The sequence below is a fragment of the Jannaschia pohangensis genome (assembly GCF_900113875.1).
Taxonomy (GTDB): domain Bacteria; phylum Pseudomonadota; class Alphaproteobacteria; order Rhodobacterales; family Rhodobacteraceae; genus Jannaschia; species Jannaschia pohangensis.
On the sequence record NZ_FORA01000001.1, the window covers coordinates 845,089 to 868,368 of the forward strand.

The window sequence follows — 23,280 nt, forward strand, 5'->3', positions numbered from 1 at the left end:
ACAGGTTGGTGATCTGGGCGCATAGTGTTGCCAGACCCCTGCCAGATCGGAGACCTGCCATGCGAATGAGCCGCCGCCATTTCCTGACCACGACTGCCGGGGCCGCGGGCCTTGTGATGGTCCATCCCTTCGCCGCCCGCGCCGCTGCCGGGCAGGCTCATCTGCGCATCGCCGAGACGACGGACCTGCACGTCCACGTCTGGCCCTATGACTACTACGGCGACCGGCCCGTCGACACCGTCGGCCTGTCGCGCACCGCCGCCCTGATCGAACAGGTCCGGGCCGAGGCGGGCAATTCGCTGGTCATCGACAATGGCGACTTCCTCCAGGGCAACCCGCTCGGCGATTTCATGGCCTACGAACGCGGCCTGAAAGAGGGCGACATCCACCCGATCATCGCCGCGATGAACACCGTGGGATATGACGCCGCGACGGTGGGAAACCACGAATTCAACTACGGCCTCGATTTCTTCGAGAAGGCGATGGCGGGGGCCGACTTCCCAGTCGTGCTGGCCAATATCGTCAAGGAAGCGGGGGCCACGCCGCTGGCCGACACGCCGCTGATGCCGCCCTATATCATCCTCGACCGGGAGCTGACGGACGGCGCCGGAGAGACGCTGCCCATCCGGATCGGCGTCATCGGCTTCACCCCTCCGCAGGTCATGCAGTGGGATCGCCGCCACCTGGAGGGCAATGTCACCGCCCGCGACATCCTGAGCACCGCCGAGGCCTATATCCCGCAGATGAAGGAAGAGGGCGCCGATATCATCATCGCGCTGTCCCATTCCGGTCTGGGGGAGGCGGCGGCCTCCGACATGATGGAGAACGCCTCGGTCCCGCTGGCGGGCCTGCCGGGGATCGATGCGGTCCTGACGGGACACCACCACCTGGTCTTCCCCGGCCCCGATTACGAGGGCAAGCCGGGCATCGACACCGTGGCGGGCACCGTCAACGGGACGCCAACCGTCATGCCCGGATTCTGGGGCAGCCACATGGGGCTTATCGACCTGCTGCTGGAGCATGAGGGCGGGGAATGGCGCGTCGTCGCCTCCACCTCCGAAGCGCGGCCCATTGCCATCCGGCAGGAAGACCGCAGCTGGTCGCCGCAAGTGGAGGATGTCGCCGCCGTGCTGGAGGCGACGCGCGCCGATCACGAGGCGACCCTGGAATACGTGCGCCGTGCCGTGGGCAAGACCGATGCCCCGCTGCATTCCTATTTCGCCCTCGTCGCCGATGATCCGTCGGTTCAGATCGTGTCGATCGCCCAGAAATGGTACATCGCGCAGCTTCTGGCGGGGACGGAGCACGAGGGCCTTCCGATCCTTTCGGCCGCCGCCCCGTTTAAGGCCGGTGGCCGTGGCGGGCCGGAGTACTATACCGACGTGCCCGCAGGCGATGTGGCGATCCGCAATGTCGCGGATCTCTACCTCTATCCCAACACGGTGCGGGCCGTCCGCGTCACCGGTCAGCAGGTCAAGGATTGGCTGGAGCGGTCGGCGGGCATGTTCAACCAGATCGAGGCCGGGGCGAGCGATGCGGTCCTGCTGAACCCCGATTTTCCGTCCTACAACTTCGACGTGATGGACGGGGTCAGCTATGAGATCGACCTGAGCCAGCCCGCCCGGTTCGACAGCGACGGGGCGGTGGTGAACCCCGAGGCGAACCGGATCGTGAACCTGACCCATGAGGGCGCGCCGCTCGACATGGCGGCGGAGTTCATCATCGCCACCAACAACTACCGCGCATCGGGGGGCGGGTCGTTCCCGGGGGCCGATGGCTCCACCATCATCCTGGAAGCGCCAGACACCAACCGCGACGTCATCGTGCGCTATATCGTCGAACAGGGCACGATCAGCCCTTCGGCGGACGGCAATTGGCGGTTCAAGGCGATGCCCGGGACGACGGCGCTGTTCTCGACCGGACCTGCCGGGGCCGCCTATGCCGGGGCCGTGCCGGGCGTCGCGCTGGAGGAAGTGGGCCTCACCGACGACGGATTCCTGGAGTTCCGGCTGTCGCTCTGACACCGAGGCGCGGGGGCCAGCCCCCGCACCCCCGGAGTATTTGAGAAGCAGAGAAGACGCGTGACACGGGCCGTCCGCGCCCTAGGTCATGCCTCCAGCAACGACTGGAGGCTCCGATGCAAAAGACAATCATTTCCTTTATTTGCGCCGCCGGACTGAGTGTCCCGGCATGTGCGCAAGGCTTCACCTATGGCGCGCGGAACACCGATTTCCCGCCCGCCTTCCCCGAGCAATTCCGTGCCCCGCTGATCGATAGCGACGTGGAATTGCGGACAGAGGTTCTGGCCGACGGTCTGGTCAACCCCTGGGGGATCGCGACCCTGCCCGAGGGCGGCGGCTGGCTCGTCACGGAACGGGCCGGGCGTTTGCGTCATCTGGCGGCGGACGGGACGCTTCATGGTGCGATCGAAGGCGTGCCGGAGGTGCTGGCCGAACGTCAGGGCGGAATGCTCGACGTGGTTCTGGCCCCCGATTTCGCGGAAAGCCGGGTGATCTATCTGACCTATGCGAAGCCGCTTTCTGATGGGAGCGCCACGGCAGCCGCGCGCATGACCCTGTCGGACGACATGGCGCGGGTCGAGGGGGTGGAGGACATCTTCGTCCAGTCGCCCCCCTCGCAGACCGCCGCGCATTACGGCAGCCGCATCCTGCCCTTGCCGGACGGGACGCTGGCCATTACGGCGGGAGAGCATTTCACCGAAGACCAGCGCCAATACGCGCAGGATCTGGACAAGACCTATGGCAAGGTGCTGCGGGTCAATCCGGACGGGTCGGTGCCCGCGGGCAACCCCTTCGACGGCTCGCCGGTCTGGTCGCTTGGGCATCGCAATCCGCAGGGGGCCGCGATCGATGCGGCGGGCGATCTCTGGACCATCGAACATGGGCCCCAGGGCGGCGACGAGTTGAACCGGCCCGAGGCGGGGAAAAACTATGGCTGGCCGGTGATTTCCTACGGGCAGAACTACAACGGGTCGCCCATCGGACCCGCGGCGGCGGCCGAGGGATTCGAGCAGCCGGTCTATTTCTGGGATCCGGTCATCGCGCCCGGGGGCATGGCGTTTCATGATGGCGAGATGTTCGCCGACTGGAACGGCGACCTTCTCATCGGGTCGCTGAACCCCGGCGGCGTGGTGCGCCTGCGGCTGGAAGACGGAATGGTGGTCGAGGAGGAGCGGTTGCTGATGGATCTGGGCCGCGTGCGGGATGTGGAAATCCTGGCCGACGGTTCGTTCCTGGTGCTGACGGATTATCCTGACGGGGAAGTCGTTCGGGTCACGCCCGAGGGTTGATTCGTGTGAACTTCGACCTGCAAGGCTTTGAAATGAAAAGGGACGCCTCCGGGCGTCCCTTTTGCGATGTTACGAAAAGATCAATCAGATCTGGTCGAGCTTTTCGACCTCGGCCTGAAGCTCTTCCTTGGTGACCGGCTTGTCGGTGACCTTGGCGCGCTCGAGGATCAGGTCGATGACCTTGTCTTCGAACAGGGGCGCGCGAAGCTGCTGCTGCGCACCTGCGTTCTGCTGGATGAACTGGAAAAACTCGCGCTCCTGACCCGGATACTGACGGGCCTGGTTCATGATGGCCTGGGTCATCTCAGCGTCGGTCACTTCGACCTTTTCCTTTTGACCAAGCTCGGCCAGCAGGAGACCCAGACGGACACGGCGGGCGGCAAGGGCCTTGTGCTCCTCGGTTGGCTCGACGTGGGCGTGGTCGTGGCCCTGCACGTCCGGGTTCTCTTCGTGCCAGAGCTGATGCGCGATCTGCCCGGCCTCTGCCTCCACGAGAGAGGGCGGCAGGTCGAACGACACGAGACCGTCGAGCTGGTCGAGAAGCTGACGCTTGACCACCTGCCGGGCGGCACCGGCGTATTCGGCGCCCAGGCGTTCGGAAATCTGACCCTTCAGGGCATCGAGGCTCTCGGCGCCGAACTGCTTGGCCATGTCGTCGTCGATCTTGGCGTCGGCGGGCTTCTTCACTTCCTTGACCTTGCACTCGAACACGGCGGCTTTCCCGGCCAGATGCTCGGCCTGATAGGCCTCGGGGAAAGAGACCTCGACGTCCTTCTCGTCGCCGGCCTTGAGGCCGATCAGCTGATCCTCGAAGCCGGGGATGAAGGAGTTGGAGCCCAGTTCCAGCGGATAATCCTCGGCGGCGCCGCCCTCGAAGGCCTCACCGTCGACCTTGCCCAGGAAGTCGATCACGATCTGGTCGCCCTTGGCCGACTTGCCCTTCTTGGTGACGAAGGTCTTGGCGTTCTTGGCCAGGCCTTCCAGAGCCTCGGTGATGTCGGCTTCGGCCGCTTCGACGGTCAGACGTTCGATCTTGACGCCCGAGAAATCGACTTCCGGCACCTCGGGCAGGGCTTCGTAGGTCAGCGCGACAACGATGTCGTCGCCGTCTTTCCAGCCTTCCTGATTGGTCATCTCGATCTTGGGCTGCATCGCGGGGCGGTCGCCGGACGCCTGGAAGTGGTCCTGCACGGCGCCGTCGATCGACTCCTGGATCACTTCGCCCATGACCTGACGGCCGAACTGCTTTTTCAGCATGGCCATCGGGACCTTGCCCTTGCGGAAGCCCTTGAGGGCGATCTCGGGCTGCGCCTCGGTCAGCTTGTCGTTGACCTTGGCGTCGATGTCGCCGGAGGGGACCGTGATGGAGTAGCCGCGCTTGAGGCCTTCGTTCAGGGTTTCGGTCACCTGCATGGGATATCCTCGTCTTGTGTTCGTGTGGGGGCCGAAGCCGCATAAGCAAAGCGCCCAGCCCAAGGGGCCGGGTGAAATTCGTGGGTCTCTCTAGGGGGGCATGGGGAGGGGTGCAAGCGGATTCACCGGGGCGTATCCGCGCGGTCGTCGCCTGCCGGGTTTGCGGCGGCGACCGAAGTGTCACGGGGTCGCCCCGAACCCCATTCAGCCTGGGAATCGGGGCGACGCGCGCGTCCGGGAGGGTCGACTCAGTAGATGTAGCGGATCTGATCGCTCCAATACCGCTCAACCCGGCGCAGGGTGCCGACAATCTCGACCAGGCCCGCATCCGACAGGACGCCGGTGTGGCGGATGCCGTCGGCATGGCCCTTGAAGAGCGACTCGACCACGTCGCGCACCTCCCGCCCCTTGGCGGTCAGGCGAACGCGGACGGCCCGGCGGTCGATTTCGCAGCGCTGGTGGTGCATGTAGCCGCAGTCGACCAGTTTCTTGAGATTGTAGCTGACGTTGGAGCCCTGGTAGTACCCCCGGCTCTTGAGTTCGCCGGCCGTCACCTCGTGGTCGCCGATATTGAACAGCAACAGACCCTGGACCGAGTTGATCTCGAGGATTCCGACGCGTTCGAATTCGTCCTTGATGACGTCGAGCAGCAGGCGGTGCAGCCGCTCGACCAGTGTTAGGGCATCCAGATATCCGGACATGAAGTCCGGGTGGGTCCGGGGTTGGAACTTTTCCAGTCGGCTCATTCGGGCGGGTCCTGCTCTCTCGATGTCATTGGCAGGTGTTTGACGACAAAAGCCTTAGATTTCGTTAAACGCTCCCGGTTTTTGCCGCCCCCGCCGCGCGACGCGACAATTCCTCGATCAGGGGTGCAAAACGGGCCGGGGCCTCGGTCTGCCCGGTCACCCAGGAAAACAGATCGTGGTCGTTTTCGCCCAACACCGCCTCGAACAAAGACAGCTCGTCATCGTCGAGCGCATCCAGACGATCATCGGCATAGCCACCCAGGATCAGGTCCATCTCCTTGATGCCGCGCCGCCACGACCGGATGCGCAATCGTTTTATGCGGATCTCACGGTCTGTCATGCGTCCACCGCCTGCATCCGCAGGCGCGCTTCAAGTCGGCGCAGCCGTTCGGTCATCCGCATGCTGTCGCGGCGCAGCGCCTCCACTTCGACCAGTTCCTCGCCGAGGGACAGCGACACCCCCTCAGCGGAAGGTCCGTCGCCCTGCCCCGTCATCAGCCAGACGAGTGTGACATTGGTCAGACCGGCCAGCCGGACGATATGGTGCGCGCGCGGCTCCGACCGGTCCTCCTCCCAGGCCTCGATGGTCTTCGGCTTGACCCCCAGGCTCTGCGCCAGGGCCTGTGCGTCCAGCCCCGCGGCCTCGCGGGCTCCGGTCAGGCGATCTCCGAACGTCGTGGCGTCGGGATCGAACCAGTCGGCCGGATCCGTGGTCTCCTCCTCGTGTGTCATCGCATCGCTCCTTGATTGCAGGTCACCGGCAACCTAGGACGGTGCCGACGCCCTGCCAACCCGGAGACCAACGCAATGGCATTCCTGTCCGACACCCTTTCGCGTGTGAAGCCGTCCCCGACCATCGCGGTCACCAACAAGGCGCGCGAGCTGAAGGCCGCGGGCCGCGACGTGATCGGCCTGGGCGCCGGGGAGCCCGACTTCGACACCCCCCAGAACATCAAGGACGCGGGCGCCCGCGCCATCGCCGAGGGCAAGACGAAATACACCGCCGTCGACGGCATCCCCGAGCTGAAGGAGGCGATCTGCGCCAAGTTCAAGCGCGACAACCACCTCGACTACACGCCGTCGCAGGTGACCGTATCGGGGGGCGGCAAGCAGGTGCTCTACAATGCCTTCGTGGCGACGTTGAACCCGGGCGACGAGGTCATCATCCCCGCGCCCTATTGGGTCAGCTATCCCGACATGGTCCTCCTGGCCGGGGGCGAGCCGGTGATCGTCGAGGCGGGGATCGAGACGCAATTCAAGCTGACGGCCGAGGCGCTGGAAGCGGCGATCACGCCCAAGACCAAGTGGTTCATCTTCAATTCGCCGTCCAACCCGACCGGCGCGGCCTATTCCGCGTCCGAGCTCAGGGCGTTGACCGATGTGCTGATGCGCCATCCCCATGTCTGGATCCTGACCGACGACATGTATGAACACCTGGTGTTCGACAACTTCGTCTTCGCCACCCCCGCCGAGGTAGAGCCGGGCCTCTATGACCGCACGTTGACAATGAACGGGGTCAGCAAGGCCTATTCCATGACCGGCTGGCGGATCGGCTATGCCGCCGGGCCCGAACATCTTATCGGGGCCATGCGCAAGGTCCAGTCGCAGTCGACGTCCAACCCCTGCTCCATCAGTCAGTGGGCCGCCGTCGAGGCGCTGGACGGCACGCAGGCGTTCATCCGCCCCAATCAGGCGCTGTTCAAGGGGCGTCGCGATCTGGTTGTTGCCGGGCTGAACGCCTGCCCGGGGATCAGTTGCCCCAAGCCCGAGGGCGCGTTCTATGTCTATCCGTCCATCGCGGGATGCATCGGCAAGACATCGGCTGCGGGCACGGCGATCACCGACGACGAGGCCTTTGCCTCGGCTCTGCTGGACGAGGAGGGCGTCGCGGTGGTGTTTGGCGCGGCCTTCGGCCTGTCGCCCCACTTCCGCGTGTCCTATGCCACATCGGACGAAGCCCTGACCGAGGCCTGCGTGCGGATCAAACGGTTCTGCGAGGGGCTGAAGTGAGACGGGCTGCGGCCATCGCCTTGGCCGCGCTGGTCTCCGGCGCGGCCGCGGCGGAGGTGCCCAATGTCGTGCCGTCGGCCACGTTGACGCAGTGGTTGCGCGCGCAGGGCGACGTCGACGCGGCGCAATGGCGGGTCTTCGACCTGATGCATGCGGCGGATCAGTTCGATGGCCTGCGCCCTGAACGATTGGACAGCGATCTCAAGCGGATGACGCAGGACGAGGTGTCGGAGGTGACGGAACGGGTGATGCGCAGCGACATCGACGACGATGGTGCCGTGACCCTGGACGAATTCATCACGATGGAGCCCGCCCGAACGCCCGAGGACCTGCAAAGGGAGTTCGCGCGCTACGACCCGGATGGCGACCGGCGTGCGGACCGTGCCGCCGTGAACCTCGGCGCGCGCACGGCAGGCGAGGCGGAAAGTGCCGCCAACCCGCTTCGGGAGATGGCCGCCTGGGACCTCGACGGCGACAGGGTCGCCACCCGTGACGAAATCCGGCGCGTGCTGGACGCCAACGCACCCGCGATCTGGCCTGCGAGATGACGGATGCCGCCCTTCCCCGCCCCGAAGCCAGGGAGAAGGCAGCAGCTGCGTCGCCCCTTGATGCGGCCCCCGGGATGCGCCGACAGCGCCTGAGGTCGAACCCGGTTGCCGTCGCTCTTCTGGCGGCATTGCTTGCGCCCGCGCTTCCGGCCTTGGCTGACGAAGCACCGATGCCCCAAGCCGCGCCGGAGCAACCGTCCCCGCCACCGGGCCGCGCCATATTCGCCATTTACCCCCACACTTTCGACGAAAAACGGCTGGCCATTCCCCTTCCGGGCATGATCGTGGACATGATCGGAAAGGGTTATTCGCAGTCTGCCCTGACCGACGCCATGGGCGCGCTGTTCGACCGGCACACCGACAACCGCATTCAACCTTACGGCGACCTTTCAGCGGAAACGCTCGAGGCACATCTGAAGTCCTCCGTCGCGCGGCGGCGCGCGGCACTGATGGCCGAGGTACTGGATGCGGATACCGACTGGGACGGCACCGTGACCCGGGCGGAGCTGGAGGCTAGCCAGCGGCACCGGGACGCCGAGGATTTGTTGGCCCGTTTCGACGATGACCATGACGATGCGATCACGTCGGCAGAGCTGCGTGTCGGGGCGGGCCGTCTGGTCGATGCGGTGTCCACCCGCGCGCTTCTGACGCGGATGCTCGCCTGGGATCAGAACGGCGATGGGCGGGTCAGCCGCGGCGAGGCGCTGAGCCTCGTCTTTGCCCGTTTCATCCAGCCGCCCCCGTACCCGCGATGACCCGACCGTTTCGACATATCGCGGCAGGGTTGGGCCTTGCCATGACCCTCGCCCAACCCTTGATGGCGCAGGACACTGCTGCAGAGCTGCGCGCCCGCGCGCTGGACCTGCCCCTGCCCGAAAGCATCACCGACCTGATCGAGCGCGGCTTCGACCGGCGCAATGTCGGCTTCGCGATGCAGGACCTCTACAGCCTTTTCGCCATTCCTTCGAACATTCCGGGCCCGAACCACGGTCTAAACGCGGAAAACCGGGATTTCGCCCTCAAGCTGTCGCTGGCCCGGCGGCGCGCGGCGATGATCGCGGACGTTCTGATCCACGATCATGACGGCGATGGGACCGTGACCGCCACGGAAATCAGCGACCATTTCCTCGGGTTCGGAGAGCATCATGTCGAGGAACTGCTGCGCAGCTACGACATCGATTTCGATGCGCGGATCACGCCCGATGAACTGCGCGCCGGCGTGATCCGCCGGATCGACGCGCTGTCGAATGGCCAATTGCTGGACCAGATCCTGACCTGGGACCTCAACGGTGATGGAGAGGTCCATACGGACGAGGTGCAGATCATGAGCGATGCGCGCTTCCGCCCCGAAACGGATCCTGGCCGATGATCGGGCGCGGCCTTGTCATCGCGGCGCTGGCCTGTGCCGCGCCCGCCCGGGCCGAGGATATCGACCCGGCGGACATCGTCCTGACGACCCAGCTGGAGCGGACCATCGCCGCGCTCGAGACGCCCCAAGCGGTGGTCGAGCATCTGACCGACCTTATGGTGCGGATCGGGCGGCCCGACGGCATTGTCCTGACGACACTGACCAAGGACCGCGAGGCCGCCACGCAATCGCGGATCGCACAGGCCGTCCGGGACCTCATGGAGACGGATGCCAATGGCGACGGCGCACTAACCCGGCTGGAGGTATCGCGGGGCCTGCGCGACTGGACGGCGACGAACCTCGAGAGGTTCTTCGGCGAGTTCGACATGGACGGCACCGGCCGGATCACCCTGGCGGAGGTCGAGGAGGGTGTCCGCCTTCGGGCACTGGAAGTCGGCAGCACCGCGCTGCTAGAAGACCTGGGAAATTGGGACCTGAACCGCGACGGCATCGTCACGCCGGAAGAGATCGCGGCGGTGGCACAGGTCCACCATATCCCGAAGGGGACACTCGGATGAACGGCGGCCTTCCCCCCTACTACTTTCGCGTCAAGGACAACGGCGCGCTGGTCTTTCGCGTCGATGCCGAGAACCGGCAGCGGCGGCTGGAACTGGACCAGATCGCCACGATCAACATCAACAACGGCCAGGTGAAGCCCCAGGGCGAGACGAAGCTGACCGCCGAGGACGAGGCCGCGATCGCCGAATGGATCGCCGCGCGCCAGGCCACGCTGGCCGCCCGCGATACCGACGACATCCTGCGCGCCATCGACCACCTGAACCTGACCGCCCATTGGGTGCAATCGAAGGCGACCGACGAACAACTCGACCTCGTGACCGACAAGCTGCTGATGGCGATGCACGACCTGCGCACGGTGCTGGTCAAGAAGCGGGCCGACAGGTTGCTGGGGTAGGGAGACATGAACGCCTTCGCGGCCAAATACCTGCTGCTGGACCAGGTTACGGCCCTGCTCGCGATCGTTCTCGCCCTTTTGGCGGGGGCGCTCGTCTGTCACCTGACCCGCACTATCACCGCGTAATTGTCGCGCGCGACGTATTTCGTGGCGCTTGCCTCTGTCGGCCTTGTCCCCTTGCTCAGCACGATGCTCTGGTTCGCCATGCCCGTTGCTGCGGCGTCGGGCACGCTGTGGCTGGTCGTTGCGGTTCAGCTTTTGATCGCCGGCGGCGGCGGTTACCTGCTCTACTGGGCTTCGGCCGCGCGCTCCAACCACATGATGGGCAGCACCGGCCTCGCCTCGGTCGGTTTGATCCCGGTCGCCAATCTTGTCCTTCTGTTCAAGGGCCGCGAAGATCGTTTGCCGCCGGAAGACCCCAAAACGAGCGGCGGAGAAAATGGCGGGCAGATGGTCGCCGGGCTGGCCGTTTTGCTGATCGGACGAGGTGTGGAAGGGGTGATCCTCGACGCCGTGGCCGACCAATCCTGGCCGCGCAGTCTTCAGGATGTCGCCGCGGGCACCCCTGCCGCCCCGCCCAAAACGCTGGCCGACCGGTTCGCAGAGGAAGCCGCGCTGGCCCAACCCGATTTGCCGATGCAGATTTCGGCGGGTGAATCCCTGACCGCCGTGACGGCCGAGGGCGAACGGCTCACACTCACCTATCTCTACGACTCCGAGAGCTTCCCGCCTTTCACTCAATTCATCATCGACGAAAGCCGACGCGAGCTTTGCAGCGACCGCAGCTTCCGCCCCGAGATCGCCGAGGGCGGCGAAATCGTCTATCGCTTCACCCGCCCCGACGGTCTGGTTCTGGGCACCATCCTCGTTTCGCAGCGCACCTGCTAGGCCCGCGCCCGTTCGGCCCATGCCTGACGCAGGATGGACCACGACGACGACAGGAACAGCGTCGCCATCAGGCCCGCGACGATCAGGTCCGGCCAGGCGCTTGCGGTGCCCCATACGCTCAGTGCCGCGACCATGACGGCGACATTGCCGACGGCATCATTGCGCGAGCAGAGCCAGACCGAGCGGACATTGGCGTCGCCATCCTTGAACGCCACCAGCAACAGAACCGACGCCACGTTCGCCGCCAGCGCCAGCGCCCCGATCCCGCCCATGACGGCGGCTTCGGGCACCGCGTCCTGCCACACCTGCCAAAGCGTCGACCCCGCGACCCACAGCCCCATGGCCGTCAGGCTGACCCCCTTGAAAAGCGCCGCACTGGCCCGGACGCGCAGACTGCTCCCGATAACGGCCAGCGAAATCGCATAGGTCACCGCATCGGCAAAGAAGTCCGCAGCGTCGGCCATCAGGGCCTGCGACTGCGCCACCTGACCGGCGATCACCTCTACCGCGAACATGGCCGCATTGATGGCGATCACCGCCCAGAGGCGGCGGCGATAGGCCCGCGAGGTGCCGTCGAAATCATGCGAATGGCCGCAACTTGCCGACATCGGATGTCCTTTCCTTCTTGTCGACCAGGGATATAATCCCTCTAGTGACTAGAGCTTCAAGAGGGAGTTCCCGGATGTTCACCATCGGTCAGATCGCCGCCCGCACCGGCACCAAGGTGCCGACCGTCCGCTATTACGAGGGCATCGGCCTTCTGCCCGAAGCCGAGCGGACGGCGGGGGGCCAGCGCCGCTATGACCGGGCCGCACTGGATCGTCTGGGGTTCATCCGCCATGCCCGCGCTCTTGGGTTCGGGCTGGAGGACATTCGCGCCCTTCTGGACATCGAAGGCCACGGCGACGCCCATGCCATCGCCGAACGCCAGTTGCGCGATGTGCGCGACCGGATGGCGCGGCTGGCCCGGCTCGAGTCGGAACTGGCCCGCATCGTCGGAAGCTGCGCCGGGGGCGGCGGCACCGGCCCCTGCCGGGTGCTGGAGGCGCTTGGCGACCACGACGCCTGCGCCGCGGATCACTAACGCGTGCGGGCGCGGGTCACCGGCGCCAGATCCACTTGTCTGATGTCGGTCACCGGGCTAACAAAACTTGGTAAACCCCTGAGCAAGACCGCATGTCAGACGTGACGACGCATCTGCTACGTGAAGACCGATCCGTGCCGGTCGAGCCGCTGGCGTCCGAAACCGAAGCCTTGCCCGACCCCCTCCTGACCTTCCTGCAGATCGACACCGGGCAGTGTTTCGCCGTTCTCGATGCCGCAGCCTTTCCCCTTCTGCCCGAACTGATCGACGCCCATGCCGAAGATGCCGCCTGCCTGTGGCAGGGCAATGCCGCGCGCGACATGGCCCATCTGGCACCGTGGCTTATCCGCTTGTCGTCCGCCTCACGCCTGACCCGGTCGCTTTTTGCCGGTGCCCCGGACGCAAACGTCCCCTGGCAGCTTTGGGGAGCATGGCCGGGTCTGATCCTGCGGGCCCGCGCCGATGTCACGGCCGAAGCCTTGCGAAGCCACTTGCGCAAGATGACCCGCCTGCGCGATGCCGCGGGCCAATGGTATTTCCTGCGCTTCTGGGAGGTGGCGACCGCACGCGCCTTCTGGGGGGCCTTCGCCACGGAACCGGACGAGGTCGCCTGGCGCTATGGGTCGGTCATCGAAGCCGTTGTCTTCCCCGACGGCGACCGGTTGACGACGCTCACTTGCGAGGCCGCGCTCCCCGACCGCGCACCCCCCGGAGGCGTCATCGACAGGTACCGCCCGCTGTTCCGTGACGCCTGCTGGCGCGCCTTTCAGATGCGGGTCCTGTCCGCGCTCCGCCTCGAACCACCACCGCTCGGCGACACCCCGGCCCCGGTTGCCACCGCCCTTTGTGACGAGGCCCGCGCCGCCGGCTACCAGAGCGAGGCGGCGATCTGGGATGTGGTCCGCGCCGCCCTGCTGACCCGCGCGACGGGGCGCACCCTGGGGGACCTGTTGGACCGCGGCCCGCTCCCCGACGACAACCTCGCCGCCGCCCGGCAGCTTCTGCTGCGCGCGCGGGCAGGCACTTCCCCGGAGATCTGACATGGCAAACCCCGCGTTCTCATCCCGTGCGGCGGCCGGAGCCGACTGCGCCGACTGTCCGCCAAAGACCGAGAACATCATCGTGATCGGGTCCGAATTCGAATACCTGCGGTCAGGCTTTCAACTGAAATGCATGTTCCTCGGCTGCGGTTACGGCGTGGCGCAAGGCACCCTGCGGCCCCCCGGCTACACCCGGGCGGATCGCACCACCATCGCCTATGTCGACAAGGGCTATACCCGGTGGGAATTGCTGAACCTCGACTACCTGCGCGACCACGCGGGGGTTCGCATCCGGACGATCGGCAGCAGCAATTCCTTCATCAATCTGCTCGCCAACCGGGGAACAGGGGCCGATCGCCATGTCATTCGCAACCTCGTCATGTTCTGCCACGGTTTTCCCAGCTATTTTGCGCTGAATTACTCCGGCCCCGGATCGGATATGAATGTCTTCTACGGCAACTTCGCCGCCGTCCCGACAAATGCCTTCGCCCCGGATGGCAAGCTGTTCTCCTATGCCTGCCGGACGGCCATGAACGTGGGCGCGCGCGGGCCGCAGACCTCTCTCGGGCAGCGGCTCGCGAACCGCTTCGACATCACCGTGCGGGCCTACAAGCGACGCACGAACTACGGCTCCTGCATCCGCCTGCGGTCCGAACACGAACGCCTTGCCACGGACCTGAAGGCCGCGCGTGTCGGCAAGGAAGGGCAGCGCATCCCCCTCCCCCCCGATCACGAAGCCTATCCCCACCCGGGCCTCAGCGATGGATTCTGGCCAGGGATCGAGGACGGCGGCCAATCCGAAGGCATCAACAACTACGCGCTCTGGCGCAAGAACGGCGCGCGCGCCCTGCCCGTCGAAGGCACGTCACCAGCGGGCCAGCCGACCGGCTTTTTCACCCTGACCCCGGCGGGCACGTGACGCGGGCCCGCCTTTCGATCCTGATCCTCGCCGCGCTTGCCGTCGCGGCCCTGCTTTTCGGAGCCCGCCTCATGTCCGACCCGACCAACATGTCCATCTGCTTTGTCGAGGACGACGCCGATTTCGCCGCCTCGGTCGCCAGCTACGAGCGCGGCCTGACCGAGGTCCCGCCCGGCCCCCTGCGAGAGGTCGTGCTTGACCTGCAGTTTCCCTTTGCCACGCGGCCCGGCGACATCCTGATCGCCTCTGCCTTCGACGAGGACACGGGCGATCTGACCCGGTTCCACGACGGACCCGTGCCCGAAGGTCGCCCGCTCACCCTGTTGCTGCCGGTCGCGGACGACCCCGGGGCCGAACGAACGCTGCTCCTGCAATTCGAATTCATCCGCCCGGACGCGCGCATGACCTGCGGCTGGACGCGGGAGGAGTACCTGATCCTGCCACCCGGCACCGCGCCGACCGCCTGGTCGGTCGAACTGCTCGACGCGCCCGACGAGGACCCGGCCCAGGGCACCAGCCGCCTGACCCGCATCACCGCCCTGCCCCGGTGACACGCGCCCGCCCCTGACCCAGGTGTAAAATCCAATCAGGTCGCGGTCAGCTTCGGCCACTTTTGCAGCCCCCGAGCGGATGAGAGCCTCAGATCATCAGATTTGCAGTGGCTATCCTCTTGATGATGATCGCGTCCCCGTCAGCCCCGCAACCCGAGAAGAAGCCGAGCTTCGCCTGGCCCTCCTGCGCGCGGAAAATCCGGAACTGCGCGATTGCGAACCGGATTTGCCGTCCCAAGGGGTTTTGCCCCCGGCTTCGAGGCGCGGACACTGGCCTTGCGACAAGCGACATAAGCGCCGACTTCAAGCGACCACGGCGCCTGTGCGACGGACCATTGCGGGGGGCAATCCGGTCACGGATCGCCATGTTTTTGCCGTCTCGCACGGATTATATGGCCGGAAGCCGCCCGGAGCGGAGAGGAGCGCGCGATGTTCAGGAACAAGCGATGGACAGCGGGCGCAGTGCTGGCGGCGGCGGCGGCAGTCGGAGTTGTTGCCTGGGCGCAGGAAGAGGACGATCCGTTCTATGTGCCGATCCAGCGGGTGCCGGTAATCTCCCCGTTTGAGCTTGAACGAAAAATCACGTTTGAGCTGCATGACTGGCAGTTGAACGAAATCACTTCGGGCCGCTTCGTCACATTCGAGTTTCAGATGAGTCACTTGCATCCGCTCTGGACATGGCCCGACGGACCCGCGACCGTGGTCAACCTCAATCAAGCATACTTGCCAAACATCGGTGGGACGCCTGGTTTTGGCCCGAAAAAGCCCCGTCCAGGCGAGCCTATGGACACAGGCAGAGCGATCTTGGAGCCTCCAAATGTTTATGTGACGCTCAACGCATTGCTTGGGTCTTCTTCAAAAAGACTGAACAGGTTGATGCTCTACGCCAAGGAGACGTCTGACCCGTTTCCGGGGTATGCGCCCGGCGCTCAGAGCGTGTCGCGCGAAGGCGACCTTTACGACATTGACATCGAACACTGCGGTTTTGACGTCTTCGAAAAGATCACACCAAGGCCCTGGCACCGCACGAACGATGTGATGGACCTGACCGTTCCGACCCCGGACGACGTCCCCTATCCCTTCGATCGCGGCCGGTTCTTCGGCTGGCCCGCAGAGGACGGGCTGAGTTACGAATGGGCCGCGGAATGCAACACGGTCTGCAAGGTCTCATTGCAGTACAACGACTGGATTTCTGCGGAATACCAATTCGACCGCTCCATGCTCTGCGAGGCCCCGACCCTGATCCAGGCCCACATGGACTGGCTCAACTCCCGCATCGTGGATCAGCAGCTCGAAATCCTGAACCCTCGCTACCAATAGGCCGCGCGGCCCCCGTGACACGCCGACACGGCTGGCCTACACCCGGTGCAACACCGGAGGGGCCGCCATGAAGATCGCCACATTCAACATCAACGGCATCAAGGCCCGCTACGAGACGGTCTCCGGCTGGCTGCGCGACGACGCGCCCGACGTGGCCGTCCTGCAGGAGATCAAGTCGGTCGACGAGGCCTTCCCCCGCGAGGTGGCCGAAGATGCGGGCTATACCCTCCACACCCACGGGCAGAAGGGCTTCAACGGGGTCGCCATCGCGTCGAAGCTGCCTATCGAGGATGTGACCCGTGGCCTGCCGGGCGACGACAGCGACGAACAGGCGCGGTATATCGAGGGCACGGTGATCGGGGACAAGGGCGCGGTGCGGATCTGCGGTCTCTACCTGCCCAACGGGAACCCCGCGCCGGGGCCGAAGTACGACTACAAGCTCGCGTGGATGGCCCGGCTGGAGGCGCGGGCCCGCGCCCTTCTGGCCGAGGAGACGCCCTTTCTGATGACCGGCGACTACAACGTGATCCCCGATGCCCGCGATGCGGCCCGGCCGGAGGCGTGGGAAAAGGACGCCTTGGGCCTGCCCCAGACCCGCGCGGCCTGGCGGCGGCTTCTGAACCTCGGGCTGACCGAGGCCTTCCGCACGCGCCAGCCCGCCGCCGGGCACTACAGCTTCTGGGACTATCAGGCCGGGGCGTGGAACCGGAACGACGGCATCCGCATCGACCATTTCCTGCTGTCGCCCGCGATTGCCGACCGAATGACCGACTGCACCATCCAGACCGACATGCGGGGCCGCGACAAGCCGTCGGACCATGTGCCGGTCTGGCTGGACCTCGACCTCTAGGGCCGCGCCGATGGAGGCCGGACCCTACACCGAGATACCGCCGCACGCCGGGGAAAGCGACGTGGACTAATGCCGCCGACTGGAGGCGCTCGGGCATGAGGAGATGTGGATGCGCAAGGCGCTCTGCCATCACTTCGGGCGCGCTGACATGCAGGGCCTCGGTGCCTTCTTCGATAGCTTCGAGCAGGCGCGTCAGCGGCATATCTCCATGCTCGACGAAATGCAGCCCAACCGGACGCGCTATTCCCTGACGCGGAAGGTGGCGAAAAACCTCGGCCTGTCCGACGAGGAGGCCGGGGTCTGGGTGGACCGATTCCATGAGATCGGTCGCCTGCCCAATCTGCGATAGCCCCTAGGCAGGCACCGGACGCCGCCACAGCAGGGCAAGCGCCCCCAGAAGGATCGCCACCGCGATCAACGCCAGCACGGTCCAGCCCGGCCCCGTCACGATGGCCCCCGACGCAAAGGCGCAGACCGTCGCGGCCAGAGCGATGACGGTGTCATTCGCCCCCTGCGCCACCGCGCGATCCTCGGGCGGGGCGGCGGCGGCAAGCATCGAGGTCGCGCCGATGAACCCGAAGTTCCAGCCGAGCCCGAGCAGGACGAGCGACCCATAGAAATGCGCGCCCGTCAGGCCGCTCGCCGCGACCCCCGCCGACACCAGCAGCAGGGCCAGCCCCGCCCCTGCCACGGGGCGCGCCCCCAGACGCTGGATCACGAAGCCGGTGATGAAGCTCGGGGCGAACATGGCGACCACATGCCAGCGGATCACGTCGCCCGCCATCGCCTCGGACAGGCCCTGCCCGATCATGGCCAGCGGCGTGGGCGCCATCAGGAAGACCATCGTCCCCTGCGCGACGGCCCCCAGGGCCACGGCCGACAGGACGTCGGGGCGGCGCAGGATGGCGAGGGCGGCAATCCGGCCCAGGGGTTGCGACATCGGCGGCGGACCCAGACGCAGCGCCAGAAGCGGAAGAAGCCCGACAAGGCTGATGACGCTGATCGCCGCGTAGGCCCCGGCCAGCGGCACATCAAAGAGGCCGTCACGCGTCCAGATGAAGATCTGCGGCCCCGCAAAGGCCGCGACCAGCCCCGAGGTCAGCATCAGCGAAATCGCCACCGGCTGCCACCGGGGCGGCACCACTTCGGCGGCGGCAAAGCGGAAATACTGATAGCAGGCCAGCGCCGCCCCAAGCATCAGATGCGCGGCACAGAGCAGCGCGAAACTCCCCGTCATCAGGGCCCAGACCCCGACGACGCCCCCCAATGCGGCGCACCCCGCCCCCACCAGGAACCCGGCCCGCCGACCGACCCGCCCCATCAAGAGCGAAAACGGACCCGCAGCGATCAGCCCGGCCAGGGTTTGCACCGCCGGCGGCATCGTGGCGAGGAAAGGCGACGGGGCCAGCATCAGCCCCGCCAGCCCGCCCAGGATAATGAGCATCGGCATGGCTGACGCGAGGATCGTGTTGGCCGTCAGAAGGCCGAGGTAGGCAGTCGTGGATCGGGGGGCGGTCATGAAGGCTCCGGACGCAAGGGATGGACGCCCCCCTGCTTACCTGCGACATGGAATGTCTGAAATGTCAGACTGGCGTCAAAAATGGACAAAGTCCCGACTGCCCGCACCCTCGACGTCCTGCTGTTTGATGGGGTCAATCTGCTGGATGTCGCCGGACCGGTGCAGGCCTTCGACACCGCGCGCTTCGATGGCCGCCCGGTCTATCGTCACCGCTACCTGTCGATCACGGGACGGGCGGTGCGGGCCAATTGCGGACTGACCCTCGGGGTGGCGGGCGGTCTGGCCGAGCGGGCGCCCGGGGCCGACCTCCTGATCCCGGGCGGGGACATCGACGATGTGGCCGCCTTCCCCGCGCTGCGGGCCGCGATCCGCGCCACGCTCGCCGCACCCGGCGATGCGCGCGTCATCTCCGTCTGTTCGGGCGCGCTGGCGCTGGCGGCGGCGGGCGTGCTCGACGGGCGGGTGGCGACGACCCATTGGTCGCGGCAGCGCGACATCGCGCGGCACCCGGACGTCCGGTGGGATCTCGACCGGATCATGGCGGGCGACGGGCGGGTCTGGACCTCGGCCGGGGTGACGACGGGCATCGACCTCGCGCTGCACATCATCCGCGCCGACTGCGGCAAGGCGGCGGCGCTGGCGGTGGCGCGCGAACTGGTGGTGCAACTGCGGCGCACGGGCGGGCAGAGCCAATACGCCATGCATCTGGCCGGGCAATTCACCGACGACGACGCCCTGACCCGGCTCATCGAGGCGGTGCTGGCCGCGCCCGCCCGCGACTGGACGCTCGACACGCTCGGGGCCGAGGCGGGAATGAACCCGCGCACCCTGTCGCGCCGCTTCCGGCAGGCGATGGACATGACCCCCGTCGGCTTCGTCGAACGGACCCGCGTCGACCATGCCCGGGGCCTGCTGCTCGGGGGGCTTGCCGCCAAACGGGTGGCCGTCGACGCGGGCTTCGGCGACCTGCAACGCATGCGCCGCGCTTTCCAGCGACAACTCGGCGTCGGCGTGCGCGACTATGCCGACGCCTTCCGCGACGGGGCCTGAGCGCGAAAATCCAGCCATCCGCACTGGACGTCCGCCGCCCGGCCCCCCACAAAGGCCGCAATCACAGTCAGATGCGAGCACTCCCGATGCGCCACGTCCCCCTTGGCCAGACCGACACGATTTCTGAGATCATGCTCGGCACCATGACCTACGGCACCCAGACCCCCGAAGACGACGCGCACCGCCAGATGGACATGGCCGTCGATGCCGGCGTGACCTGGGTCGACACCGCGCATCTCTACCCGGTCAATCCGATCAGCTCCGAAACCCTGGGGCTGACCGAACAGATCGTGGGCCGCTGGCTGGCCAAGGGCAACTCGGGCAAGATGCGGGTCGCGACCAAGCACCTGGGCGCCGGCGGCTATCTCCCCGGCGGCCAGATCACCGCCGAAACCATCGCCACCTGTATCGACGACAGCCTGACGCGACTCCGGGCCGAGACCATCGACCTCTACCAACTCCACTGGCCCAATCGCGGCAGCTTCCACTTCCGCCAGAACTGGACCTACCGGCCCAAGGGCGGCCGCGACGCGATCCTGCAGAACATGGCCGATTGCATGGGCGCGCTCGAAGACGCGAGCGCCAGCGGCAAGATCCGCGCCTTCGGCCTGTCCAACGAATCGACCTGGGGCATGGACCAATGGCTGACCCTGGCCAGCGGGGACGACGGCGGCGATGGCCCCGCCCGCCCGGTCTCGATCCAGAACGAATATTCGCTGCTCTGCCGTCTGGCCGATACCGACCTGGCCGAGCTGATGGCCTATGAACAGGTGACGATGCTGGCCTTTTCGCCGCTGGCCACGGGCCTGCTGACCGGCAAGTACCAGAACGGCGCGCTGCCCGACGGGTCGCGGCGGGCGATCAACGGCAACCTGGGCGGGCGCTGGTCCGACCGGGTGGAGGGGGCGGTGGCGCTCTACCTCGACCTTGCCGCCGAACATGGGGTCGACCCGGTGCATATGGCGCTGGCCTGGCTGCAAACCCGGCCCTTCGCCTGTTCCGCCATCCTTGGCGCGACCACGACGGCCCAATTGGAGCACGCGCTCAAGGCGCAGGACATGACCCTGTCCGACGAATTGGTCACTGCCATCGACGACGCGAACCGCAGCTATCCCCTGCCCTACTGACCGGCGGGGGTCGACGACGGCAGGTCCAGGTCCATCGCCTTGCGCAGATGCGCACGGGTCGCCGCCTCGAACGCCTCGGGCCAGTCCAGCGCCAGCCGCTCCGACATCTCGCGCGCCAGCGGCAGCAGGATCGCCGCATAGGCCATATAGGCCTCCGTGACTTCGGGCAGGCGCGCGGGCGGCTGCGGCAGAGCCAGAAGCACCGCCATCCGGTCGGGCCGGATCAGCCGCGACAGATGCAGAACGCCGCCCCGGTCGGCCAGCGGGCACTCCTCCTGCATCAACTGGGTCGCCGCATCGCGCAGCAGGTTCAACCCCCAGAGGAGCGTCACCACCTCCTTCCGCCCGGCGCCGAGCGGCAGCAGGCCGATGATGCGGATGATCTCGCGGCTCAGACGGGCGACCCTGGCGGGGTCGGGTTCGGCCGCCGGCAAACTGGCGGGCATCGCCGACCACAGATCCGCCGGATCATGCAACGGCACCAGCAAATCCCGCGCCCGCCGATCAAGCCCCGGCACGACGAACAGATCCACGCGCAGCCAATCTTCGGTGATCGCATTGACCAGCGTACCACCCCAATCGCGCCGATCCCAATGCACGATGGGCAGCGCCGCCCCAAGCGCCGCCTGCCAGGCGCTGCCCACATCGGCCAGCGCATCTGCCTCCGCCACGGCAAGCAAGTCGATATCGCTGAAGGCATCGGCGGCACCGCGCCCGTGACTGCCCGCCAGAAACAGCGCGGTCAGCCCAGGCGTTTCGATCAGACGCTCCAGCGGCGCGATCAGGCGCGCATCGGGGACCGCCCCGAACTCTGTCATGCCCCGAGGGCCGTCAACCACCGTTCCAGCCGCGCCCTGTTCACTCCCAGGTCCGACTGGCCATAGCGAGACCGGCTCCACAGGATCAGGCCCGTCCGCTCTCCGGTCGGGACGGCCTTGACCGTGATCGCATCGGGATAGCCCATCAGCCGGCTGCGCTGCACATAGGTCACCCAGCCTTCATCCGGCGATCCGGCCAGCCTTGTCGTTCCCGGCTCGGCCATGGCGACGGCGTCGAGGCGGGCCATCACGTCCTCCGTGGTTCCGTCCAAGACGACCGCATCCCGGTCGCCGCCGGGCCCGATCATGTAGTCATTGGGCTTGCCGGTGCGTTCGGCCCCCTCGGGGTCGACGTGCCATTCGGCGGCATCCATGGGGGCCAGCCGGACGTATCCCATCCCGGCAATGGCGGCGGCAAGCGCCGCAAGCAAGAGCGTTCGTTTCATCATGTTGTCCTATCTAGCGGGCCTGCGTCGCCTGTCACGCGATCTTTGCCCCGCGACCCTCCGACCCGCAGCACTTGAAGGTCGGCGACATTGGTCCCCGTGCCTCCCGTCATCAACAGGTCGCCCGCCGCCGCCAGCACCGGATAGCTATCGTTGCGCGCCAGCGCGGCCTCTGCGTCCAGTCCCGCCGCCGCGATCCGGCTCAGCGTGCCGTCATCGACCAGGGCCCCCGCCGCATCGGTCGGCCCGTCGCGCCCGTCCGTGCCCCCCGACAGAAAGGCCCAAGGCCGACCCAGATCGCCAAGCGCCAGCGCAACGCGCAACGCCAGCTCCTGATTGCGACCGCCCCGCCCGTCGCCGCGCAGGATCACCGTCGTCTCCCCGCCCCAGAGCGTCAGGCCCGGGCCGCGCCGCGCCACCGCTGCGACCCGTGCGGCGGCGTCCGCCACGTCGCCCTCCAGCGGCACGGGGTCGAGCGTGGCGCCCGGTGCCGCTGCCAGCATCGCCTCTGCCGAAAGGCGGTTCGACCCGATCAGCCGCGTCTCGCCAAGGGGCGTCACCGCCCCACCCGCCTGACCCAGTGCCAGGCGGCAACTCTCCGGAATCCGCTCCCACAGGTCGGACTTGCGCAACAGCTCCACCGCCGCCCCCGGTCCACCCAGAGGTGCGACCGTCGGACCCGAGGCGATGGCCGACAGATCGTCGCCCACCACATCCGACAGGATCAGGGACGTGACCGTCGCCGGGGCCGCCGCGCGGGCCAGCCCGCCCCCCTTCAGGCGGCTCAGGTTCTGTCGCACAAGGTTCATCGCCCGGATATCCAGCCCCGCCGCCAGCAGAAGGCGCGACACCTCCGCCTTGTCGGCGAGGCTCACGCCCGCGACCGGGGCCGCGGCCAGCGCCGACCCCCCGCCCGAGATCAGCGCAAGGCAGGTCTGCCCGGCCCCGAGGGCCCCCACGGCCTCCAGCACCGCCTCACCGGCGGCCAAGGATCCCGCATCGGGCACCGGATGCCCGCCCACCAGCACGTTCGCGCCCGCCACATCCTCGGCGTTCTCGGGGTTGGTCACGATCAGACAGGGGACACCCGGAAAGGCCGCCAGCGCGGCCCGCGCCATCGCGACCCCCGCCTTGCCGATCGACACGATGAGGTCGGGCCGCGCGATCCCCGGTAGCGCGCCGTCGACCGCGCGTCCGGGGTCGGCCCGCCGCACGCCCGCCATGAAGATGTCCGTCAACCCGTCGCGCATGTGGCAGCCCCCGCTCTCTGGCCCGCAGTCCTGCGTCCCATGTGCGCCCTGTCAAGCGGTCGAAAAACGT

27 protein-coding genes are annotated in these 23,280 nt (G+C 67.0%); 18 read left to right on the forward strand and 9 right to left on the reverse strand.

Annotation, left to right across the window (positions count from 1 at the left end; genetic code table 11):
* The first annotated feature begins 59 nt into the window (after nucleotides 1–59).
* Together BM002_RS04170 and BM002_RS04175 are read left to right on the forward strand one after the other, a co-directional pair.
* Nucleotides 60–2,021: a bifunctional 2',3'-cyclic-nucleotide 2'-phosphodiesterase/3'-nucleotidase gene (locus BM002_RS04170; RefSeq protein ID WP_092777569.1), complete on the forward strand. Its 1,962-nt coding sequence runs from the start codon at nucleotides 60–62 to the stop codon at nucleotides 2,019–2,021.
* A gap of 116 nt (nucleotides 2,022–2,137) precedes the next feature.
* Nucleotides 2,138–3,310 (forward strand): PQQ-dependent sugar dehydrogenase, encoded by a 1,173-nt coding sequence (locus BM002_RS04175; protein ID WP_092777571.1) that lies wholly within the window; start codon nucleotides 2,138–2,140, stop codon nucleotides 3,308–3,310.
* Between the two features lie 84 nt (nucleotides 3,311–3,394).
* Here BM002_RS04175 and tig read toward each other — a convergent pair whose 3' ends face one another.
* The 4 genes from tig to BM002_RS04195 all read right to left on the reverse strand — a co-directional run bounded on the left by tig (nucleotide 3,395) and on the right by BM002_RS04195 (nucleotide 6,201).
* Nucleotides 3,395–4,723: a trigger factor gene (tig, locus tag BM002_RS04180; RefSeq protein WP_092777573.1), complete on the reverse strand. Its 1,329-nt coding sequence runs from the start codon at nucleotides 4,721–4,723 to the stop codon at nucleotides 3,395–3,397.
* Nucleotides 4,724–4,971: 248 nt separating this feature from the next.
* Nucleotides 4,972–5,469 carry a MarR family winged helix-turn-helix transcriptional regulator gene (locus BM002_RS04185; protein WP_092777575.1) on the reverse strand — a complete coding sequence of 166 codons (498 nt, stop codon included), beginning with the start codon at nucleotides 5,467–5,469 and terminating at the stop codon, nucleotides 4,972–4,974.
* Between the two features lie 64 nt (nucleotides 5,470–5,533).
* Complete coding sequence (locus BM002_RS04190; protein ID WP_092777577.1) at nucleotides 5,534–5,809, reverse strand: succinate dehydrogenase assembly factor 2; 276 nt, start codon at nucleotides 5,807–5,809, stop codon at nucleotides 5,534–5,536.
* Nucleotides 5,806–6,201, reverse strand: coding sequence for a helix-turn-helix domain-containing protein (locus BM002_RS04195; protein WP_092777579.1), 396 nt, complete (start codon nucleotides 6,199–6,201; stop codon nucleotides 5,806–5,808). The genes BM002_RS04190 and BM002_RS04195 overlap by 4 nt, the downstream gene beginning before the upstream one ends.
* A 75-nt stretch (nucleotides 6,202–6,276) precedes the next feature.
* Here BM002_RS04195 and BM002_RS04200 point away from each other — a divergent pair, with 75 nt between their 5' ends.
* The 7 genes from BM002_RS04200 to BM002_RS04230 all read left to right on the forward strand — a co-directional run bounded on the left by BM002_RS04200 (nucleotide 6,277) and on the right by BM002_RS04230 (nucleotide 11,236).
* Nucleotides 6,277–7,479, forward strand: coding sequence for a pyridoxal phosphate-dependent aminotransferase (locus tag BM002_RS04200; protein WP_092777581.1), 1,203 nt, complete (start codon nucleotides 6,277–6,279; stop codon nucleotides 7,477–7,479).
* Nucleotides 7,476–8,027: an EF-hand domain-containing protein gene (locus BM002_RS04205; protein ID WP_139212239.1), complete on the forward strand. Its 552-nt coding sequence runs from the start codon at nucleotides 7,476–7,478 to the stop codon at nucleotides 8,025–8,027. The genes BM002_RS04200 and BM002_RS04205 overlap by 4 nt, the downstream gene beginning before the upstream one ends.
* Nucleotides 8,024–8,782: an EF-hand domain-containing protein gene (locus BM002_RS04210; protein ID WP_092777585.1), complete on the forward strand. Its 759-nt coding sequence runs from the start codon at nucleotides 8,024–8,026 to the stop codon at nucleotides 8,780–8,782. Before BM002_RS04205 ends, BM002_RS04210 begins: the two co-directional genes overlap by 4 nt.
* A complete protein-coding gene (locus BM002_RS04215) occupies nucleotides 8,779–9,396 on the forward strand; it encodes an EF-hand domain-containing protein (protein WP_092777587.1) in 618 nt (205 codons plus the stop codon). Before BM002_RS04210 ends, BM002_RS04215 begins: the two co-directional genes overlap by 4 nt.
* Nucleotides 9,393–9,953 carry an EF-hand domain-containing protein gene (locus tag BM002_RS04220; RefSeq protein ID WP_092777589.1) on the forward strand — a complete coding sequence of 187 codons (561 nt, stop codon included), beginning with the start codon at nucleotides 9,393–9,395 and terminating at the stop codon, nucleotides 9,951–9,953. Before BM002_RS04215 ends, BM002_RS04220 begins: the two co-directional genes overlap by 4 nt.
* Entirely contained in the window at nucleotides 9,950–10,348 is a 399-nt protein-coding gene (locus tag BM002_RS04225; RefSeq protein WP_092777591.1) for a hypothetical protein, read from the forward strand. Before BM002_RS04220 ends, BM002_RS04225 begins: the two co-directional genes overlap by 4 nt.
* A 126-nt stretch (nucleotides 10,349–10,474) precedes the next feature.
* Nucleotides 10,475–11,236, forward strand: coding sequence for a hypothetical protein (locus BM002_RS04230; RefSeq protein WP_092777593.1), 762 nt, complete (start codon nucleotides 10,475–10,477; stop codon nucleotides 11,234–11,236).
* Here BM002_RS04230 and BM002_RS04235 read toward each other — a convergent pair.
* Complete coding sequence (locus BM002_RS04235; RefSeq protein ID WP_092777595.1) at nucleotides 11,233–11,844, reverse strand: cation efflux transmembrane domain-containing protein; 612 nt, start codon at nucleotides 11,842–11,844, stop codon at nucleotides 11,233–11,235. The two genes, BM002_RS04230 and BM002_RS04235, sit on opposite strands and share 4 nt — an antisense overlap.
* A 74-nt stretch (nucleotides 11,845–11,918) precedes the next feature.
* Between BM002_RS04235 and BM002_RS04240 the strand changes: the two genes are divergently transcribed.
* From BM002_RS04240 to BM002_RS04275, 7 genes are all read left to right on the forward strand, one after another.
* Nucleotides 11,919–12,320 carry a MerR family transcriptional regulator gene (locus BM002_RS04240; RefSeq protein WP_092777597.1) on the forward strand — a complete coding sequence of 134 codons (402 nt, stop codon included), beginning with the start codon at nucleotides 11,919–11,921 and terminating at the stop codon, nucleotides 12,318–12,320.
* Nucleotides 12,321–12,412: 92 nt separating this feature from the next.
* Complete coding sequence (locus BM002_RS04245; RefSeq protein WP_092777599.1) at nucleotides 12,413–13,360, forward strand: DUF4123 domain-containing protein; 948 nt, start codon at nucleotides 12,413–12,415, stop codon at nucleotides 13,358–13,360.
* Nucleotide 13,361: 1 nt separating this feature from the next.
* Nucleotides 13,362–14,279, forward strand: a complete 918-nt coding sequence (locus BM002_RS04250; RefSeq protein WP_092777601.1) for a hypothetical protein — start codon at nucleotides 13,362–13,364, stop codon at nucleotides 14,277–14,279.
* Entirely contained in the window at nucleotides 14,276–14,830 is a 555-nt protein-coding gene (locus BM002_RS04255; RefSeq protein ID WP_092777603.1) for a hypothetical protein, read from the forward strand. Before BM002_RS04250 ends, BM002_RS04255 begins: the two co-directional genes overlap by 4 nt.
* Before the next feature lie 429 nt (nucleotides 14,831–15,259).
* Nucleotides 15,260–16,150 carry a hypothetical protein gene (locus tag BM002_RS04265; RefSeq protein WP_092777607.1) on the forward strand — a complete coding sequence of 297 codons (891 nt, stop codon included), beginning with the start codon at nucleotides 15,260–15,262 and terminating at the stop codon, nucleotides 16,148–16,150.
* 67 nt (nucleotides 16,151–16,217) lie between these two features.
* Complete coding sequence (gene xth / locus BM002_RS04270) at nucleotides 16,218–17,000, forward strand: exodeoxyribonuclease III (protein WP_092777609.1); 783 nt, start codon at nucleotides 16,218–16,220, stop codon at nucleotides 16,998–17,000.
* A gap of 109 nt (nucleotides 17,001–17,109) precedes the next feature.
* On the forward strand, nucleotides 17,110–17,349 hold the full coding sequence (locus BM002_RS04275) for a hypothetical protein (RefSeq protein WP_139212240.1): 240 nt from the start codon (nucleotides 17,110–17,112) through the stop codon (nucleotides 17,347–17,349).
* Between the two features lie 3 nt (nucleotides 17,350–17,352).
* Here BM002_RS04275 and BM002_RS04280 read toward each other — a convergent pair whose 3' ends face one another.
* Nucleotides 17,353–18,519, reverse strand: a complete 1,167-nt coding sequence (locus tag BM002_RS04280) for an MFS transporter (RefSeq protein WP_245749116.1) — start codon at nucleotides 18,517–18,519, stop codon at nucleotides 17,353–17,355.
* Nucleotides 18,520–18,600: 81 nt separating this feature from the next.
* On the opposite strand from BM002_RS04280, the gene BM002_RS04285 reads away from it, so the two are divergent.
* Nucleotides 18,601–19,569 carry a GlxA family transcriptional regulator gene (locus BM002_RS04285; RefSeq protein ID WP_092777613.1) on the forward strand — a complete coding sequence of 323 codons (969 nt, stop codon included), beginning with the start codon at nucleotides 18,601–18,603 and terminating at the stop codon, nucleotides 19,567–19,569.
* A gap of 86 nt (nucleotides 19,570–19,655) precedes the next feature.
* Entirely contained in the window at nucleotides 19,656–20,696 is a 1,041-nt protein-coding gene (locus BM002_RS04290; RefSeq protein WP_092777615.1) for an aldo/keto reductase, read from the forward strand.
* Here BM002_RS04290 and BM002_RS04295 read toward each other — a convergent pair.
* From BM002_RS04295 to BM002_RS04305, 3 genes are read right to left on the reverse strand one after another with little or no spacing between them, the layout of a single operon-like run.
* Nucleotides 20,690–21,514 carry a hypothetical protein gene (locus BM002_RS04295; protein ID WP_092777617.1) on the reverse strand — a complete coding sequence of 275 codons (825 nt, stop codon included), beginning with the start codon at nucleotides 21,512–21,514 and terminating at the stop codon, nucleotides 20,690–20,692. The genes BM002_RS04290 and BM002_RS04295 overlap by 7 nt on opposite strands.
* Nucleotides 21,511–21,960, reverse strand: coding sequence for a DUF1499 domain-containing protein (locus BM002_RS04300; protein ID WP_092778771.1), 450 nt, complete (start codon nucleotides 21,958–21,960; stop codon nucleotides 21,511–21,513). Before BM002_RS04300 ends, BM002_RS04295 begins: the two co-directional genes overlap by 4 nt.
* On the reverse strand, nucleotides 21,960–23,210 hold the full coding sequence (locus BM002_RS04305) for a glycerate kinase type-2 family protein (RefSeq protein ID WP_092777619.1): 1,251 nt from the start codon (nucleotides 23,208–23,210) through the stop codon (nucleotides 21,960–21,962). The genes BM002_RS04300 and BM002_RS04305 overlap by 1 nt, the downstream gene beginning before the upstream one ends.
* Nucleotides 23,211–23,280 lie beyond the last annotated feature (70 nt).

Excerpts from the sequence above, each read along its gene's own strand:
- BM002_RS04170 (WP_092777569.1), top strand. The coding sequence starts at position 60 with ATGCGAATGAGCCGCCGCCATTTCCTGACCACGACTGCCGGGGCCGCG.
- BM002_RS04175 (WP_092777571.1), top strand. The coding sequence starts at position 2,138 with ATGCAAAAGACAATCATTTCCTTTATTTGCGCCGCCGGACTGAGTGTC.
- tig (WP_092777573.1), bottom strand. The coding sequence starts at position 4,723 with ATGCAGGTGACCGAAACCCTGAACGAAGGCCTCAAGCGCGGCTACTCC.
- BM002_RS04185 (WP_092777575.1), bottom strand. The coding sequence starts at position 5,469 with ATGAGCCGACTGGAAAAGTTCCAACCCCGGACCCACCCGGACTTCATG.
- BM002_RS04190 (WP_092777577.1), bottom strand. The coding sequence starts at position 5,809 with ATGACAGACCGTGAGATCCGCATAAAACGATTGCGCATCCGGTCGTGG.
- BM002_RS04195 (WP_092777579.1), bottom strand. The coding sequence starts at position 6,201 with ATGACACACGAGGAGGAGACCACGGATCCGGCCGACTGGTTCGATCCC.
- BM002_RS04200 (WP_092777581.1), top strand. The coding sequence starts at position 6,277 with ATGGCATTCCTGTCCGACACCCTTTCGCGTGTGAAGCCGTCCCCGACC.
- BM002_RS04210 (WP_092777585.1), top strand. The coding sequence starts at position 8,024 with ATGACGGATGCCGCCCTTCCCCGCCCCGAAGCCAGGGAGAAGGCAGCA.
- BM002_RS04215 (WP_092777587.1), top strand. The coding sequence starts at position 8,779 with ATGACCCGACCGTTTCGACATATCGCGGCAGGGTTGGGCCTTGCCATG.
- BM002_RS04220 (WP_092777589.1), top strand. The coding sequence starts at position 9,393 with ATGATCGGGCGCGGCCTTGTCATCGCGGCGCTGGCCTGTGCCGCGCCC.
- BM002_RS04225 (WP_092777591.1), top strand. The coding sequence starts at position 9,950 with ATGAACGGCGGCCTTCCCCCCTACTACTTTCGCGTCAAGGACAACGGC.
- BM002_RS04235 (WP_092777595.1), bottom strand. The coding sequence starts at position 11,844 with ATGTCGGCAAGTTGCGGCCATTCGCATGATTTCGACGGCACCTCGCGG.
- BM002_RS04240 (WP_092777597.1), top strand. The coding sequence starts at position 11,919 with ATGTTCACCATCGGTCAGATCGCCGCCCGCACCGGCACCAAGGTGCCG.
- BM002_RS04245 (WP_092777599.1), top strand. The coding sequence starts at position 12,413 with ATGTCAGACGTGACGACGCATCTGCTACGTGAAGACCGATCCGTGCCG.
- BM002_RS04250 (WP_092777601.1), top strand. The coding sequence starts at position 13,362 with ATGGCAAACCCCGCGTTCTCATCCCGTGCGGCGGCCGGAGCCGACTGC.
- BM002_RS04265 (WP_092777607.1), top strand. The coding sequence starts at position 15,260 with ATGTTCAGGAACAAGCGATGGACAGCGGGCGCAGTGCTGGCGGCGGCG.
- xth (WP_092777609.1), top strand. The coding sequence starts at position 16,218 with ATGAAGATCGCCACATTCAACATCAACGGCATCAAGGCCCGCTACGAG.
- BM002_RS04275 (WP_139212240.1), top strand. The coding sequence starts at position 17,110 with ATGCGCAAGGCGCTCTGCCATCACTTCGGGCGCGCTGACATGCAGGGC.
- BM002_RS04280 (WP_245749116.1), bottom strand. The coding sequence starts at position 18,519 with ATGACCGCCCCCCGATCCACGACTGCCTACCTCGGCCTTCTGACGGCC.
- BM002_RS04285 (WP_092777613.1), top strand. The coding sequence starts at position 18,601 with ATGGACAAAGTCCCGACTGCCCGCACCCTCGACGTCCTGCTGTTTGAT.
- BM002_RS04290 (WP_092777615.1), top strand. The coding sequence starts at position 19,656 with ATGCGCCACGTCCCCCTTGGCCAGACCGACACGATTTCTGAGATCATG.
- BM002_RS04295 (WP_092777617.1), bottom strand. The coding sequence starts at position 21,514 with ATGACAGAGTTCGGGGCGGTCCCCGATGCGCGCCTGATCGCGCCGCTG.
- BM002_RS04300 (WP_092778771.1), bottom strand. The coding sequence starts at position 21,960 with ATGAAACGAACGCTCTTGCTTGCGGCGCTTGCCGCCGCCATTGCCGGG.
- BM002_RS04305 (WP_092777619.1), bottom strand. The coding sequence starts at position 23,210 with ATGCGCGACGGGTTGACGGACATCTTCATGGCGGGCGTGCGGCGGGCC.